14 protein-coding genes are annotated in these 15,746 nt (G+C 58.9%); 7 read left to right on the top strand and 7 right to left on the bottom strand.

Annotated elements, in window-relative coordinates; genetic code table 11:
• Nucleotides 1–20 precede the first annotated feature (20 nt).
• Entirely contained in the window at nt 21–584 is a 564-nt protein-coding gene (gene ahpC / locus ACI77H_RS22760; protein WP_407013957.1) for an alkyl hydroperoxide reductase subunit C, read from the top strand.
• Nucleotides 585–709: 125 nt separating this feature from the next.
• On the top strand, nt 710–2,275 hold the full coding sequence (gene ahpF / locus ACI77H_RS22755; protein ID WP_407013956.1) for an alkyl hydroperoxide reductase subunit F: 1,566 nt from the start codon (nt 710–712) through the stop codon (nt 2,273–2,275).
• Between the two features lie 178 nt (nt 2,276–2,453).
• Here the strand turns inward: ahpF and gloA are convergent, their stop codons facing one another.
• The gene (gene gloA / locus ACI77H_RS22750) at nt 2,454–2,975 is read right to left on the bottom strand and encodes a lactoylglutathione lyase (RefSeq protein ID WP_407013955.1); all 522 of its coding nucleotides are present in this window, start codon (nt 2,973–2,975) and stop codon (nt 2,454–2,456) included.
• A 144-nt stretch (nt 2,976–3,119) separates the two neighbouring features.
• Here gloA and ACI77H_RS22745 point away from each other — a divergent pair, with 144 nt between their 5' ends.
• Nucleotides 3,120–3,644, top strand: a complete 525-nt coding sequence (locus ACI77H_RS22745) for a DUF4946 domain-containing protein (RefSeq protein WP_407013954.1) — start codon at nt 3,120–3,122, stop codon at nt 3,642–3,644.
• 164 nt (nt 3,645–3,808) lie between these two features.
• On the opposite strand, the gene ACI77H_RS22740 is transcribed toward ACI77H_RS22745, so the two are convergent.
• From ACI77H_RS22740 to ACI77H_RS22730, 3 genes are all read right to left on the bottom strand, one after another.
• Nucleotides 3,809–4,174 carry a histone-like nucleoid-structuring protein, MvaT/MvaU family gene (locus ACI77H_RS22740; RefSeq protein ID WP_008075430.1) on the bottom strand — a complete coding sequence of 122 codons (366 nt, stop codon included), beginning with the start codon at nt 4,172–4,174 and terminating at the stop codon, nt 3,809–3,811.
• Between the two features lie 233 nt (nt 4,175–4,407).
• On the bottom strand, nt 4,408–5,943 hold the full coding sequence (locus ACI77H_RS22735; protein WP_407013953.1) for an EAL domain-containing protein: 1,536 nt from the start codon (nt 5,941–5,943) through the stop codon (nt 4,408–4,410).
• Between the two features lie 115 nt (nt 5,944–6,058).
• Nucleotides 6,059–6,931: a LysR family transcriptional regulator gene (locus ACI77H_RS22730; RefSeq protein WP_407013952.1), complete on the bottom strand. Its 873-nt coding sequence runs from the start codon at nt 6,929–6,931 to the stop codon at nt 6,059–6,061.
• Nucleotides 6,932–7,009: 78 nt separating this feature from the next.
• On the opposite strand from ACI77H_RS22730, the gene ACI77H_RS22725 reads away from it, so the two are divergent.
• Together ACI77H_RS22725 and hppD are read left to right on the top strand one after the other, a co-directional pair.
• Nucleotides 7,010–7,954 carry a DMT family transporter gene (locus ACI77H_RS22725; RefSeq protein WP_407013951.1) on the top strand — a complete coding sequence of 315 codons (945 nt, stop codon included), beginning with the start codon at nt 7,010–7,012 and terminating at the stop codon, nt 7,952–7,954.
• A 252-nt stretch (nt 7,955–8,206) separates the two neighbouring features.
• The gene (gene hppD / locus ACI77H_RS22720) at nt 8,207–9,283 is read left to right on the top strand and encodes a 4-hydroxyphenylpyruvate dioxygenase (protein WP_407013950.1); all 1,077 of its coding nucleotides are present in this window, start codon (nt 8,207–8,209) and stop codon (nt 9,281–9,283) included.
• A gap of 126 nt (nt 9,284–9,409) precedes the next feature.
• On the opposite strand, the gene rarD is transcribed toward hppD, so the two are convergent.
• From rarD to ACI77H_RS22705, 3 genes are all read right to left on the bottom strand, one after another.
• Nucleotides 9,410–10,291 carry an EamA family transporter RarD gene (gene rarD / locus ACI77H_RS22715; RefSeq protein ID WP_407013949.1) on the bottom strand — a complete coding sequence of 294 codons (882 nt, stop codon included), beginning with the start codon at nt 10,289–10,291 and terminating at the stop codon, nt 9,410–9,412.
• Between the two features lie 196 nt (nt 10,292–10,487).
• Entirely contained in the window at nt 10,488–11,498 is a 1,011-nt protein-coding gene (locus tag ACI77H_RS22710) for an aldo/keto reductase (protein ID WP_407013948.1), read from the bottom strand.
• Between the two features lie 196 nt (nt 11,499–11,694).
• Nucleotides 11,695–13,005, bottom strand: coding sequence for an MFS transporter (locus ACI77H_RS22705; protein ID WP_407013947.1), 1,311 nt, complete (start codon nt 13,003–13,005; stop codon nt 11,695–11,697).
• 161 nt (nt 13,006–13,166) lie between these two features.
• Between ACI77H_RS22705 and ACI77H_RS22700 the strand changes: the two genes are divergently transcribed.
• Complete coding sequence (locus tag ACI77H_RS22700; protein WP_407013946.1) at nt 13,167–14,294, top strand: sugar diacid recognition domain-containing protein; 1,128 nt, start codon at nt 13,167–13,169, stop codon at nt 14,292–14,294.
• A 228-nt stretch (nt 14,295–14,522) separates the two neighbouring features.
• Nucleotides 14,523–15,665 (top strand): glycerate kinase, encoded by a 1,143-nt coding sequence (locus ACI77H_RS22695; protein WP_407013945.1) that lies wholly within the window; start codon nt 14,523–14,525, stop codon nt 15,663–15,665.
• Nucleotides 15,666–15,746 lie beyond the last annotated feature (81 nt).

Here is a 15,746-nt window from a genome sequence, read left to right as displayed (position 1 = left end):
CCCCTGACGGAGAGTCAACGATGCCTATCATCAACAGCCAAGTTAAACCGTTCAAAGCTACCGCTTACAAAAATGGCGACTTCGTACAAGTGTCGGACGCTGACCTGAAAGGCAAGTGGTCTGTCGTGTTTTTCTACCCAGCAGACTTCACCTTCGTTTGCCCGACCGAACTGGAAGACCTGGCTGACAACTACGCCGCGTTCCAGAAACTGGGCGTCGAGATCTACAGCGTTTCCACTGACACCCACTTTGCTCACGCGGCCTGGCACAACACTTCGCCAGCCATCGGCAAAATCCAGTACACCATGATCGGCGACCCGACCCACGCTATCTCCCGCAACTTCGACGTACTGATCGAAGAAGCTGGTCTGGCTGACCGTGGCACCTTCGTGATCAACCCTGAAGGCCAGATCAAAATCGTTGAATTGAACGATGGCGGCGTTGGCCGTGACGCTTCCGAGCTGCTGCGTAAAATCAAGGCTGCCCAGTACGTTGCTGCTCACCCAGGCCAGGTTTGCCCAGCCAAATGGAAAGAAGGCGAGGCCACACTGGCTCCGTCCCTGGACTTGGTCGGCAAGATCTAAGTCTGTGAAAGCATCATCAGGGCGGGTTTCCGCACCTAAGTAAGCTGCAACCGCCCAATAGAAAAGCCCGGGCGAGATTCGCTCGGGCTTTTTTTCGCCTCAAGAAAACCAAGGAAATCGCCCGTATGTTGGACGCCAATCTTAAAGCCCAGTTGAAATCGTACCTGGAACGGGTCACCCAGCCGATCGAGATCGTTGCATCCCTCGACGACGGTGCGAAATCCCAGGAAATGCTCGAACTGCTGAAAGACGTTGCCAGTCTTTCCACCCAGATTACCCTGCTCGATAACGGTGACGACGCACGCAAGCCATCGTTCTCGATCAATCGCCCCGGTGCCGATATCAGCCTGCGTTTCGCCGGCATTCCGATGGGCCACGAATTCACCTCGCTGGTGCTGGCCTTGCTGCAAGTCGGCGGCCACCCCTCGAAAGCCAGCGTTGAAGTGATTGAACAGATCCGCTCGCTCAAAGGCCAGTTCAGCTTCGAGACATATTTCTCGCTGTCCTGCCAGAACTGCCCGGATGTCGTTCAGGCGCTAAACCTGATGGCCGTGCTCAACCCGAACATCCACCACGTCGCCATCGACGGCGCGTTGTTCCAGGCCGAGGTCGATGATCGCAAGATCATGGCCGTGCCAAGCATCTACCTGAACGGCGAGATTTTCGGCCAGGGCCGTATGGGCCTGGAAGAAATCCTCGCCAAGATCGACACCAGCGGCGCCGAACGCCAGGCTGAGAAAATTAGCGCCAAAGAAGCTTTTGACGTGCTGATCGTCGGCGGTGGTCCGGCCGGTGCTGCCGCAGCGATCTACGCTGCCCGTAAAGGCATTCGCACCGGTGTCGCGGCTGAGCGTTTTGGTGGGCAGGTGCTGGACACCATGGCCATCGAGAACTTCATCTCCGTGCAGGAGACCGAAGGGCCGAAGCTGGCCAGCGCACTCGAAGAACACGTCAAGCAATACGACGTCGATATCATGAACCTGCAACGGGCCACCGCGCTGATCCCGGCGAAGAATCCCGGCGAGTTGCACGAGGTTCGCTTCGACAGTGGCGCCACCCTCAAGACCAAGGCGCTGATCCTGGCAACGGGTGCGCGGTGGCGTGAAATGGGTGTGCCAGGCGAGCAGGAATACAAAGCCAAAGGCGTGTGTTTCTGCCCGCACTGTGACGGCCCGCTGTTCAAAGGCAAGCGCGTAGCGGTAATCGGCGGCGGCAACTCCGGCGTTGAAGCGGCGATTGATCTGGCCGGTATTGTCAGTCACGTTACGCTGCTGGAGTTTGACAGCAAGCTGCGCGCCGATGCGGTGTTGCAACGCAAGTTGTTCAGCCTGCCCAACGTCGATGTCATCACCAGCGCACTGACCAGTGAAGTGAAGGGTGACGGCCAGAAGGTAACCGGTCTGGTCTACAAGGATCGCGATTCGGGTGAGTTCAACACGGTGAACCTTGAAGGTATCTTCGTGCAGATCGGTCTGCTGCCGAACACCGACTGGCTCAAAGGCACCGTCGAGTTGTCGCCGCGAGGCGAGATCATCGTCGATGCGCGTGGTGAGACATCGCTGCCGGGTGTGTTCGCTGCCGGTGACGTGACGACTGTGCCGTACAAGCAGATCGTGATTGCGGTAGGCGAGGGCGCCAAGGCTTCCCTGAGCGCATTCGATCACCTGATCCGGACCTCGGCCCCGGCATAACCCCGGACGCTGTAAACACAAAACCCCATGAGTGATCATGGGGTTTTTTTGTGTGCGCAGCAGATCTCTGTAGGAGCCGGCTTGCCGGCGATGGCGATCTGACTGGCTAAGCGATTGCTTGGCCGCCGCTTTGCGACGGATCGCCAGCAAGCCGGCTCCTACAGGACGGCGTTGTGTTTCAGAGCGGGGCTGGCTGGATGATCTCGACCCAGTAAGCATCCGGGTCCTTGATGAACGCCAGGCTCTTCATGCGGCCGTCGTTCAGGCGCTTCTGGAAATCGCAGCCCAGCGCTTCAAAGCGTTCGCAGGCCGCGACGATGTCCGGCACCGAGATGCAAATGTGGCCGAAACCGCGCGGGTCGGTGTTGCCGTTGTGGTAGGCAAAATCCGCATCGTTTTCAGTGCCGTGGTTGTGGGTCAGCTCGAGGATGCCGGGGATCGATTTCATCCATTCGGTGCGGGCTGCGGCGTCGGCCGGGATCTGGTTTTTGTCGACCAGTGCCAGGAAATACAGGCTGAACTCGGCTTCCGGAAAGTCGCGTTTTTCCACCAGCGAGAAACCGAGGATCCGCGTGTAGAAATCCAGGGACTTGGTGATGTCCTTGACCCGCAGCATCGTGTGGTTGAAGACGAAGTTCTGCGTCGCGGTGTCTGGTTGGGCGGTGACGCCTGGGAAGGTGTTCAATTCGTGCAGGCTCATGGGCCCTCCGGAAATAAGTGGGGCTAACGAATGGCGCCAATGATACGCAAGGGCGCAGGCATCACCAAACCCAAACCGCCAGCTATTGCCTGACAGGCGGGTGAGGCTCAGACTTTACGGTTCAATCCGTGAGTGTTCATTGCAATGATTCGATCCTGTCAATCGCTGTTCGTTCTGATTGTCCTGCTATCAGGCGTTACGTGTGCTCATGCGGATGCACCGATCGTGACCTGGCCGGATGGCTGGGAAGTTGAAGCGACCCCGGCCGATCAGGCCACGCCTCAGGTGTCCCGGCAGCGCGCGGTGAAAAACGATCAGGGCGGTGCGCCGTCGATGGTCATGGAGTTGACGGTGACGCCAGTGGAAAGCGGTCATCAGGTCAATCTGCAAGGCGTGCTGCTGGAAATGCGCAAGTCAGTGCAGAAGGACTTCTTTCAGGGCGGCTATCAAAGCGTATGCAACAAAATCCATCCGACAACGTTGAGCCGCCTGGCGGCACTGGAAACTACCTGCACGATTACGCAGAACGGGCGCCATGTGCTTTCGCAAACATTGGTCGCGGCGGTGGATGCCGATAAGGCTTATGTTCTTTCGTACGCCGGGCAGGCGGAGGCTTATAAGGCAAGCCAGGGTGAAATAGAGGCTGCTCGTAACAGCTTGAAACTTTAGTTGCCGGTTTGCACGGTCGTGCATTTCGCAATGTTTAGATACCCGAACGGATTAAGCACAAAGTTAGTCGATAAGTAGCGAATGGATCGATTCCAATTGTTGCATTGAGTAGATAGTCATAAAAAACCCTGCTTAATGCAGGGTTTTTTTGTCACCGCGAGTGCTTAGCCGCGCAGCCAGGAATCAACGGTGGCAGCACCGTATTGTTCTTTCCAGGCTTTCAGGCCCCGGTGGTTGCCGCCTTTGGTTTCAATCAGTTCACCGGTGTGCGGATTCTGATAAACCTTGACCACGCGAGCGCGGCGGGTTTTAGGCGCGGCTGCCTGTTGCAGGCCGGATTTTGCCGGGTTCGGATCGAGAATGGCGATGATGTCGCGCAAGCTCTTGCCGTAGGTTTTCATCAGCCCCTGGAGCTTTTCTTCGAATTCGATTTCTTTCTTGAGCCCGGCATCGTTCTTCAGGGATTCCAGCTGCTTGAGCTGCTCTTGAAGGGCCTTTTCAGCTGCACGAAATTCAGCGAGTCTGGACAATATCTTTACTCCAATAGTGTGTTTGGCTGATACCAACCGCAAACAAAGCTATAAGCCAAGAGCCTTGTAGCGACTCGGTGATAATGGCTCACCTGCCAATTTAGCGCAGGCATGAAAAATTGTAGTAGTTAATGGACAAAGAGTAAATCGTGACTTTTTCTTCATGTAACGAGAGTCGTCTTTTGATTCAATTTGGTGCGCATTCCCGTTGTTCCGTCGCTTAATGCCGTTAGTTAATGGTGACTTAATGCATTAATGAAGTCTGCGCCGGGCATCGGCCGACCGAACAGATAACCTTGCAGAAAGTTCACGCCATGGGCGGTGAGATAAGCACTTTGCTCTTCGGTTTCCACGCCTTCGGCGACGATGCCCAGATCGAGCTTGGCCGAAAGCTCGATGATGGTGTCCAGAATGTGCCGGGAAAGGGCGTCCGCGCCGATCATGGCGACAAAGCTTTGGTCGATTTTCAGGAAGTCGACATTGAACTGGCGCAAGTAGCCCAGGCTTGAGTGACCGGTGCCAAAGTCATCGATGGCGATCATCACGCCCAGCGCGTGAAGCTGCTCGAACAATTGCAGCGTGACGGCGGTTGGCTCGATCAGTTCGCGCTCGGTCAGTTCCAGTACCAGATGGATGGAGCCCGGCGCAAAGGCACGGAGAAATACCCGGCAATCCTCGACCAGTTCCAGGTCTTTGCAATGGCTGGCGGTGATGTTGATGCCAATGTGAAACGGGCTGTTGAATGAGCTCGATACGGGCGCCAGCAACGCGGCGGTTTGCTGCATTAAGGAGCGGGTCATCGGCACGATCAGCCCGGAGTGCTCGGCAAACGGGATGAACAGGTCCGGACGCACCAAACCTTCCTTAGGGTGATTCCAGCGCATCAACACTTCAGTGCCGGACCACTTTTTATTCGCACCATGCACCACTGGTTGGAAATACGGAACGAACTCCGCAGCCTCCAGTGCACGCTGTATTTCATGGCTGGGCGACGACGAACGCTTCTGCAAAATATGTCCGATCAAGCCGGAAACGACGCTAAAGAAAATCAGCAAGCTGAACAGTGGCGGGTACTCGCTGCCCATGTAACGCCAGGTCTCACCCTCGGGAAAACCGGCGTCGACGGTAAAGGCGTGGCGTGTTGACGTCAGTTTGCTTTCGGCGACGGGGAGGACGGGCAGGGCGTCTTCGTGAACCTTGCCATCGGCCGATAACCAATTGGGACCGACTTGCAGCAACACTAATGTCTGGCGTCCAATCAGGCGCAGCACATTGCTCAAGTGATATCCGTCGAGGGTGCTCAGCGCACCCTGTTTGCCTTCGCTGAGCCGATACACCAACAACGCAGTATTGGGCGTGATCGGGTTGCCGTTCATGAGCCACAACTTGCCTTGGGTGTAGTCTCCGGTGTTCACCTTCTCCTGATAGTCACCAAACAACGAACTGCAATAGAGGTTGCCGTCCCACACCAGATTCGTCGAGCGCACGAATGGCCGGCGGGTGACTTGTTCGCGCAAGGCCAGTTTGACCTCGTCGCAAGGCTGACCGGCCAGCGGCAGCAATTCGCGCGCGGCCTGCGCTGTGTTGTCGAGCATCAGCTCGAACTGGCGGACAGCTTCTTCGGCCGTCTGCTCGGTACTGTGCTTGAGCGCGCGTTCAGCCTGCATATAAAGAATGGCGAACCCCAGCAACATCGGGAGCAAACCACTCAATACAGTGACAACAATCCGTTTGGCGCGTTGACGGCGGGTTTTTACAGTCAGGGGCATTTGCGAAACCTGTAGCGATGGAAAAGGGCTCTCAAATGCAGGCAGGACAACGGCAAGCCTCCCCAAAAGAGTTCGGTCAGAGGCCATGATAGTTGGCCTTTGTGGCTTATGCCGCTCATCGGTATGCCAAATTCGAGGCCAGTTTGATAAAGGCCAGTGCCGCCGGTGAGCTCTGGCGTTGGTCAAGCACGGCCAGACCGACCTGGCGTGCAATCGCTGGAGACAGTGGTTTTTTCAGGTAACGGTCGTCGTGATGTGCGGGCAACGAGCCTTCGGCGACCACGGTCAAGGCATCGCCCCGGCCAACGGTATCCAGTGTGCTGAGTAGCTGCGAGCAGCGATAACGGATGTTAGGCGTCAACTGTGCGGCACCGAACAAGCGGGAAACCAGCTCCGAAGAGCCGGCCTCGGTCAGCACGAAAGGGTCGTGACACAAATCGCCCAAGGTCACGCTGGCGCGAGCCGCCAGCGGATGATGGGCGGGCAGCAAAGCGACCATCTGGTCCTCGAAGAGCGCAACGGTATCGAAGCGTACTTCGGGCAACACCACGAAGCCGATGTCGATGCGTCGCTCTTCCAGCCACTGGATCACCTGCCGGTCGGGGCCTTCATCAATGTGCACCTCGATGCCAGGGTGAGCGGTGCGATAGTGCTGCAGGATGGTCGGCAACAACTTGATCGACGAGGTCGGGCCGAACGAGCCGATGCGCAATGTGCCGCATTTCATGCCGCGGGCATCCGCCGCTTCCTGGCGCAAGGTGTTGGCCAGCCCGAGCATTGCCCGGGCGCGCAGTAACAGCTGTTGACCGATGTCGCTGAGTTCGACCTGAGACTGATGCCGCCGCAGCAACTCGACGCCTAATTCCTGCTCCAGCGACTTGAGGGCGTGTGACACCGCGGATTGGGAAATGCCCAGACGATTGGCCGCCGCCGTAAAGCCGTGAAGCTCGGCGACGAGCGAGAAGATCTCCAGTTGAGTAAGGGTCATGAGTTTTTACTCATTTTACGATGATCAAGTATTAGCGGGATGATACGCCATCGAATCGATTTGTCGTTCCGGAGACTTATGACTGCATGTGAGCAAAACCTGTCACAGCCTTCCAATGTCGCGGTTTATTTCAAACTCGCGGCGGTTACCATGATTTGGGGCGGCACGTTCGTCGCCGGGCGTTTTCTGGCGGACAGCCTCAGTCCGTTGTTCGCCGCCAGCCTGCGGTTTTTGCTGGCCAGCGTGGCGCTGCTGCTGTTTTTACTGCTGGCGCGCATTCCATTGGTCCGGCCCAGTCCGCGGCAATGGTTACAACTGACGCTGTTGGGTTTCTTCGGGATTTTTTTCTACAACCTGTGCTTCTTCTATGGCCTGCACTACATCAATGCCTCGCGGGCGTCATTGATCGTCGCGCTGAACCCGGCCGTGATCGGGCTGGCCTCGTGGCTGCTGTTCAAGGAGCACTTGAGTCGAGCGAAAGTCATCGGCATCGCGAGCTGCATTGCCGGGGCGAGCCTGGTGATTGTCAGTCGTCATCCACAGTTGCTGGCCGGTCAGACTGATGCCTGGGTGGGCGACTTATTGATCTTTGGCTGCGTGCTCGGTTGGGGCATCTATTCACTGTTCTCCAAAGATCTGAATCAAACCCTGGGGCCGGTGCAAACGGTGACGTATTCGATTTTGCTCGGCACGGTGATGCTCTGGGTGGTCAGTGCGATCAGGGGCGAGGTGAGTGTCGCGGCGCTGGTCAGCCTTGGCTCGCCGCAATGGCTGAGCCTGATGTATCTGGGTGTATTGGGCTCGGCGCTGGCGTATATCGGCTATTACGACGGCCTGCGCACAATCGGCGCGACCCGTTCCGGTGTGTTTATCGCCTTGAATCCGCTGACCGCTGTGATCCTCGGCGCGTTGCTGCTCGGCGAGCAGTTGACGCTGACGATGTGTCTGGGCGGCGGGCTGATTCTGGCGGGGATTTTCCTCTGCAACAAACCCCTTGCGCGAGCAGGGAAAAAGGGGATTTGATACAGAAGGCGGACAAACCGATTTACGCTGTGTAGAATCCGGTTACGCATATAAGAATAAATGTCTTCTGGCAGCAGAAGCCTAGCCCGTAATAGCCTTGGGTCGACAATGAAGAGTTTTGGGTTTCAATTGATCTACGGTGATTTCCTCGCCCGCAGCGTGCGAGGCATTTCCTGCGCGCCACCCGCCGGTCTCAGCATTGCCAGCAACTAACGATTCGTTAATTGACCAGAAAATGATGAGGCGCCGACCATGGCAGATTTATACGAAAACCCGATGGGCCTGATGGGCTTTGAATTCATTGAATTCGCATCGCCAACCCCGAACACGCTGGAGCCGATCTTCGAGATCATGGGCTTCAGCAAAGTCGCGACCCACCGCTCCAAAGACGTGCACCTCTATCGCCAGGGCGCGATCAACCTGATCCTCAACAACGAACCCAACAGCGTCGCTTCGTACTTCGCGGCCGAGCACGGCCCGTCGGTGTGCGGCATGGCGTTCCGCGTCAAGGATTCGCAAAAGGCCTACAAGCGTGCGCTGGAACTCGGTGCGCAACCGATCCACATCGAAACCGGCCCGATGGAACTGCACCTGCCGGCGATCAAGGGCATCGGCGGCGCGCCGCTGTACCTGATCGACCGTTTCGGTGAAGGCAGCTCGATCTACGACATCGACTTCGTGTTCATCGAAGGCGTTGACCGCAACCCGGTCGGTGCCGGTCTGAAGATCATCGACCACCTGACTCACAACGTGTATCGCGGCCGCATGGCGTACTGGGCGAACTTCTACGAGAAGCTGTTCAACTTCCGTGAAATCCGCTACTTCGACATCAAGGGCGAATACACCGGCCTGACCTCCAAGGCGATGACCGCGCCGGACGGCATGATCCGCATCCCGCTGAACGAAGAGTCGTCCAAGGGCGCGGGGCAGATCGAAGAGTTCCTGATGCAGTTCAACGGCGAGGGCATCCAGCACGTAGCCTTCCTGGCCGACGACCTGGTGAAAACCTGGGATCACCTGAAAAGCATCGGCATGCGCTTCATGACCCCTCCACCGGACACTTACTACGAAATGCTCGAAGGCCGTCTGCCGAACCACGGCGAGCCGGTTGACCAACTGCAAGCGCGGGGCATTCTGCTGGACGGTTCTTCTGAGTCGGGTGACAAGCGTCTGCTGTTGCAGATCTTCTCGGAAACCCTGATGGGGCCGGTGTTCTTCGAATTCATCCAGCGTAAAGGCGACGACGGCTTCGGCGAAGGCAACTTCAAGGCGCTGTTTGAATCGATCGAACGCGATCAGGTTCGTCGTGGCGTGTTGTCTACCGACTAAACCACCAGCGCCGTAAAAACTGTGGGAGCGAGTTTGCTCGCGATGGCGCCAGGTCAGTCAACCGAGAGGTTGAATGTCAGGCCCTCATCGCAAGCAGGCTCGCTCCCACATTTGTTTGGTATGTGCTTAAGGTTTGCGTTGTCGCGTCAGGTGCTTGAACCCTTCGAACACCAGCACCAGCACCGCCATCCAGATCGGAATGTAGGTCAGCCATTCTCCGGCCTTGATGCTTTCCCCGAGCAGCAACGCCACGCCAAGCAACAGCACCGGCTCAACGTAGCTCAGCAGCCCGAACAGGCTGAACGGCAACAGCCGACTGGCAATAATGTAGATCACCAGCGCCGACGCACTGATCACGCCAAGCATCGGGATCAACAGCGACAACCACGGATGCTGATCAAACACATTGAACCCTTGCTCGCCGGTCTGTACGAACCAGAAGGCCACCGGCAGCGTCAACGCCATGTCCAGCCACAAGCCGCCGAGATTGTCCGCCGCCAGACGTTTGCGCAGGATGAAGTAGGTCGGATAGCCGATGCACACCAGCAAGGTTGCCCAGGAAAAACCACCGACCTGATACACCTCGTTGATCACCCCGAGGCAGGCGAAAAACACCGCAATTTTTTGCAGATAGGAGAGGCGCTCACCGTAGGCGAGCCGTCCGGTCAGGACCATGGTCAGTGGCAACAGGAAATAGCCCAGCGACACATCGAGGCTGTAGCCGTTGAGCGGCGCCCACATGAACAGCCAGAGCTGCACGCCGAGCAGGGCCGAAGAAGCGATCAGGCCAGCGATCAGTTTCGGCTGGGCAATGGCTCGCCGAACGAGCTCGACCACGCGCTTCCATTCGCCGGACACCATCATGAACACGGTCATGCACGGCACCGTCAGCAGCATTCGCCAGCCGAAAATTTCCACGCCGCTCAACGGAGTGAGCAGTGAGGTGTAGTAATACATGACGGCAAACAGCACCGAGGCCGAAACCGAGAGAGCGATACCTTTAGACAAACTGTCCTCGCTAAGTTGAGCGTGAAACGGGGGCGGAGGATACGTGGTTTTCGATGTGAATACTGACCAGCCGATCAACACCTGCCGACTGTGGGAGCGGGCTTGCTCGCGAAAGCGATGTGTCAATCGACATTGATGTTGATTGGTGCACCGCTTTCGCGAGCAAGCCCGCTCCCACAAGTTGTCTTGTGTTTATTCAACTGCGGAGTTTGCGGCCCGACACGAAGTGGCTCACATCATTGAACCCCGGCGTGGACGCATGCCCCGGTGTCACCAGCGAATCGATAAACGCCTCATCTTGCGCCGTGATCTTCACCGCTTGTGCCTTAGTGTAGGCATCCCATTGCGCTTCCGTGCGCGGCCCGACAATGGCCGAGGTGACGGCGCTGTTGTTCAGCACCCAGGCAATCGCGAACTCGACGATGCCGACGCCGCGATCCTGGGTGTATTGCTGGATCTGCTGGGCGATGCGCAGGGATTCGACGCGCCATTCGGTTTCCAGAATACGTTTGTCGGCGCGCCCGGCGCGGCTGTTGGCATCCGGTTTTACATCCGGTGCGTATTTGCCGCTGAGCACGCCACGGGCCAGCGGGCTGTAAGGCACCACGCCCAAACCGTAGTTCTGCGCGGCGGTGATCTGTTCGGTTTCGGCCTGACGATTGACGATGTTGTACAGCGGCTGGCTGATGACAGGCCGGTCGACGCCCAGTTTGTCGGCCACGCGAATAACCTCGGCAATGCGCCAGCCGCGGTAGTTCGACAACCCCCAGTAGCGGATTTTGCCCAGGCGAATCAGGTCGCCGATGGCCGATACCGTGACTTCCAGAGGTGTGTTGTGGTCTTCGCGGTGCAGGTAGTAGAGGTCGACGTAGTCGGTGCCGAGGCGTGTGAGGCTGGCGTCGATGCCGTTGAAGAGATGCTTGCGGCTCAGGCCGCTGCGGTTCGGCACACCGTCCACCGGGCCGAAACCGACCTTGGTGGCGAGCACCCATTCGTGGCGGTTGCCGGCGATCGCTTCGCCGACGATCTCTTCAGAGCGACCATTGGTGTAGACGTCGGCGGTGTCGATGAAATTGATGCCCTGGTCCCAGGCTTTGTCGATGATCCGCAGGGAATCTTCGGTGCTGGTCTGTTCGCCGAACATCATGGTGCCCAGGGTCAGGGTGGACACCTGCAAACCCGAATGACCCAGCGTGCGATAGCTCATGACGAAATCCTTTTACCGGTGGGAAAGGCTCAATCAAATACCAGAACAACCGCAGGGGGCAAACAGAAATATCGAACACCCGGGAATCAAATGTGGGAGCGGGCTTGCTCGCGAAGACGGAGTGTCAGATAACAACATTGTTGAATGAAACACCGCTTTCGCGAGCAAACCCGCTCCCACACTGGATTTGCGTCTGTCAGACGCGCAAGGTGCGGGTCATGCGCAACGCCAGCAGGCTGCCGCAGACAATCACGCCCGCCAGCAAGTAAAGCGCGGCATCGGTCGAACCGGTGCTGTCCTTGACCCAACCCACCAGGTAAGGGCTGAGGAAACCCGCCATCTGGCCCATGGAGTTGATCAACGCCAGACCACCCGCCGCAGCGCCGGCGCTCAGCAGTGCGGTCGGCACCGGCCAGAACATTGGCAGGCCGGTGAGGGCGCCCATGGTGGCGATGGTCAGGCCGAGGATGGCGATGGCGGGCGTGGTGGCGAAGTTCACGGCGATCAGCAAGCCGACAGCGCCCATCAGCATCGGGACGACCAAATGCCAGCGGCGCTCTTTGCGCAAGTCCGCTGAGCGGCCGACCATCAACATGAACACCGCCGCCAGCAGGTACGGGATCGCACTCAGCCAGCCAATCACCAGGTTATCGCTGAAGCCCAGGTTCTTGATGATCGACGGCAGCCAGAAGTTGATCGCGTACACGCCGCTCTGAATGCAGAAGTAGATCAAACCGAACGCCCAGATTGCCGGGTTCTTGAACACCGCCAGCAATGAGTCGGTGGCGGTTTTCGGTTTGTTGGCGAGGTCTTCGGCGTGGTCGGCTTCCAGCACCGAGCGCTCGAATGGCGTGAGCCACTTGGCGTTGGCGTAACTGTCGCTGAGCAGGAAGTAGGCGAGGGCGCCGAGGATCACCGTCGGGATGCCTTGCAGCAGGAACATCCACTGCCAGCCGGCCAGGTCGCCCTGGCCTGCGGCGAAGTGGTTGAGGATCCAGCCAGAGAACGGGCTGCCGAGCAGGCCGGACACCGGGATCGCCGACATGAACAGCGCCATGATGCGGCCACGGCGGAAGGTCGGGAACCACTGCGAGAGGTACAGCACCACGCCCGGGAAGAACCCGGCTTCGGCCGCGCCGGTGAACAGGCGCAAGGTGTAGAACTCGGTCGGGGTGGTGACGAACAGCAGGCAAGTCGACAGCGTGCCCCAGACGATCATCATCAGCGCGATCCAGCGTCGCGGGCCGAATCGGGTCAACGCCAGGTTGCTCGGTACGCCGCACAGGACATAGCCGATAAAGAAGATCCCGGCCCCGAGGCCGTACACGGTTTCACTGAATTTCAGCGCGTCGAGCATCTGCAGCTTGGCAAATCCAACGTTCACCCGATCGAGGTAGTTGAACAGGTAGCAGATGAAAATGAAGGGGATCAAACGCAGGGTAATGCGTTTGTAGACGGCATTTTTTTCGTCAACGATGGCCTGGGTAGCGGCGGCGCTCTGTGACATGGCGGGCTCTCTCTTTATTATGATTTTTTGCGATGCAAAGGGTAACGTTGATCGCCCTGAGAGTCTCGACCACCCTCAGGGTTGCTGTCTTTGTGCCTGAGCACAGGGTTTGCCACCAAGCCCTGTGCGGGTGAACAACCGCGCTTTCAAGGACCACCACCATGTTCGAACTCGATCACGACCTGGCCCAGGACATCGTCGACCGGGCGATGGCCATCCTGCCTTACAACGTCAACGTCATGGACAGTCAGGGGTTGATACTCGGCAGCGGTGAGCCGGAGCGGGTCAACACCCGGCACGAAGGCGCGCAACTGGTGCTGGCCAACGGGCGCGTGGTAGAAATCGATGCGCAAACCGCTATCCACCTCAAAGGCGTGCAGCCCGGCATCAACCTGCCGCTGTTGCTCGATCAACGGCTGATTGGCGTGCTTGGCATCACTGGCGAACCCGAGCAATTGCGCACCTACGCCGAACTGGTGCGCATGACCGCCGAGATGCTGGTGGGCCAGCGCAATCAGCAGGCCGAGCAGCAATGGCGGCGCCAGCGTTGCGATGATTTGCTGGCGTTGCTGTTGAGCGAGGCAGGGGATTCGCCGCGCCTGATCGATGAGGCGCAGCAGCTTGGGCTCAAACCGCAACTGACGCGGGTGCCGTATCTGTTTGAGCTGGGGATGGAGCACGGTCCGGGGCAAACCGTCGACGCACTCAGCGCCTGGTTGACCTCGCGCTACCCGGACAGTTGGTGCGTGAGTTCGGCCAAGTCATCGTTGCTGTGGTGCCGACCGGCAAACCAGGCGATCGAGAACGACCGTCTGCTGGAGAAACTCGATGGCCTCGGCTGGAATATCTTGCGCATCGCCGTGGGCGGGCACGCCGATGGCTTGTCGGGCTTGCGGCGTTGCTATCGCCGGGTCGGCGACCTGCTGGCCTACGGGCGCGATGTGCTGCCGCATTCACGTCTGCTGACGCTGACCCGCTATCGATTGCCGGTGATGCTCTGGCGCCATCGCAACGACGATGCGCTGGACGAATTGCTCAAGCCCTTGCGCAAAGTCATCGCCAAGGACGGCAATGGCCAACTGCTGGCGACGTTGCGCAGTTGGTGCGATCACGACGGCCAGAGCCAGGCCTGTGCCGACGCGCTGGGCATTCACCGCAACAGTTTGCGTTACCGGATGGAGCGGATTGCCGAGCTCAGCGGCGTCGACCCCTTGCGGCTCGATGGCATGCTGGCGTTGTACCTCGGCGTGCAGCTTCTCCCGCAAACTGACGCGGCGGCGCCCTTGTAGGAGCCCGGCTTGCTGGCGATGGCGGTTTCGAGGATGCCATCGCCGGCAAGCCGGGCTCCTACAGGTTTTTCGGCGTACTTGAGATTGCTTTTCGCGAGCAGGCTCGCTCTCATGAACAATTCGGTTTTGTGAAAATGAACAATAATCCTCCGTGCCACTTGTGCAGCGGACCGGCGTTATTGTTCAGGCCGGCTGGCAGCATGAGGGCATTGGAACTGGAGAATTCGCATGAAAATCGTCATCGCCCCCGATTCGTTCAAGGACAGCCTGAGTGCACAAGGCGTGGCCGATGCCATTGCCCTTGGCCTGATTGAAGTCTGGCCCGATGCGCAACTGGTCAAATGCCCGATGGCCGATGGCGGCGAAGGTACGGTCGAGTCGATTCTGGCAGCATGCGATGGCGAACTGCGCCGGACCACCGTTCGCGGGCCGCTCGGCGTAGCAGTCGATGCGGCGTGGGGATGGTTGCCCGACAGTCACACCGCAATCATCGAAATGGCAGAAGCCAGCGGTTTGCAGCTGGTTGCGGTGGCCCAGCGCGATGCATGCATCAGCAGCACATTCGGCACCGGCGAATTGATTCGCACCGCGCTCGACGCCGGGGCGCAGCGAGTCATTCTCGCCATCGGCGGCAGCGCTACCAACGACGCAGGCGCAGGGGCAATGCAAGCGCTGGGCGTGAAACTGCTGGATGCCCAGGGCCAAACCCTGGCCCCCGGCGGATTGGCGCTGGCGCAACTGGCCCGCATCGATCTGAGTGACATCGATCCGCGTCTGGCCGAGGTGCGCTTCGACATTGCCGCCGACGTCAACAATCCACTGTGCGGCCCCCACGGCGCCTCAGCGATTTTCGGGCCGCAAAAAGGCGCAACGCCTGCGCAGGTCGAGCAACTGGATCGCGCACTCGGGCACTTTGCCGAACTGTGCGCACGAACCCTCAACAAAGACGTCAGCGACGAACCGGGCAGCGGCGCGGCGGGTGGCTTGGGGTTCGCCGCCAAGGCCTTCCTCGGCGCGCAGTTCAAGGCCGGGGTGGAAGTGGTCGCCGAACTGGTCGGCCTGGCCGATTCGGTCAAGGGTGCCGACCTGGTAATCACCGGCGAAGGCCGGTTCGATGCACAAACCCTGCGCGGCAAGACACCGTTTGGCGTCGCGCGCATCGCTCGGCAACACGGAGTGCCGGTGATCGTCATCGCCGGCACTTTGGGTGAGGGCTATCAGGCCTTGTACGAGCATGGCATCGAAGCCGCGTTTGCCGTGGTGAGCGGGCCTATGACGCTGGAACAGGCATGCACCGAGGCACCACGGTTGTTACAGGACCGGGCGAGCGATATTGCCCGGGTCTGGCGTATCGCCACACGCCAAACCTGATACCCACAATCTGTAGGAGCCGGCTTGCTGCGGGCGGCTCCTGCAAGATTGGCGCGATCCCTGATTTTCAGAGTGTTTCAT

Source organism: Pseudomonas sp. O230, from assembly GCF_045447035.1.
Classification (GTDB): domain Bacteria; phylum Pseudomonadota; class Gammaproteobacteria; order Pseudomonadales; family Pseudomonadaceae; genus Aquipseudomonas.
This window is presented reverse-complemented; position numbering and strand designations above follow the sequence as displayed.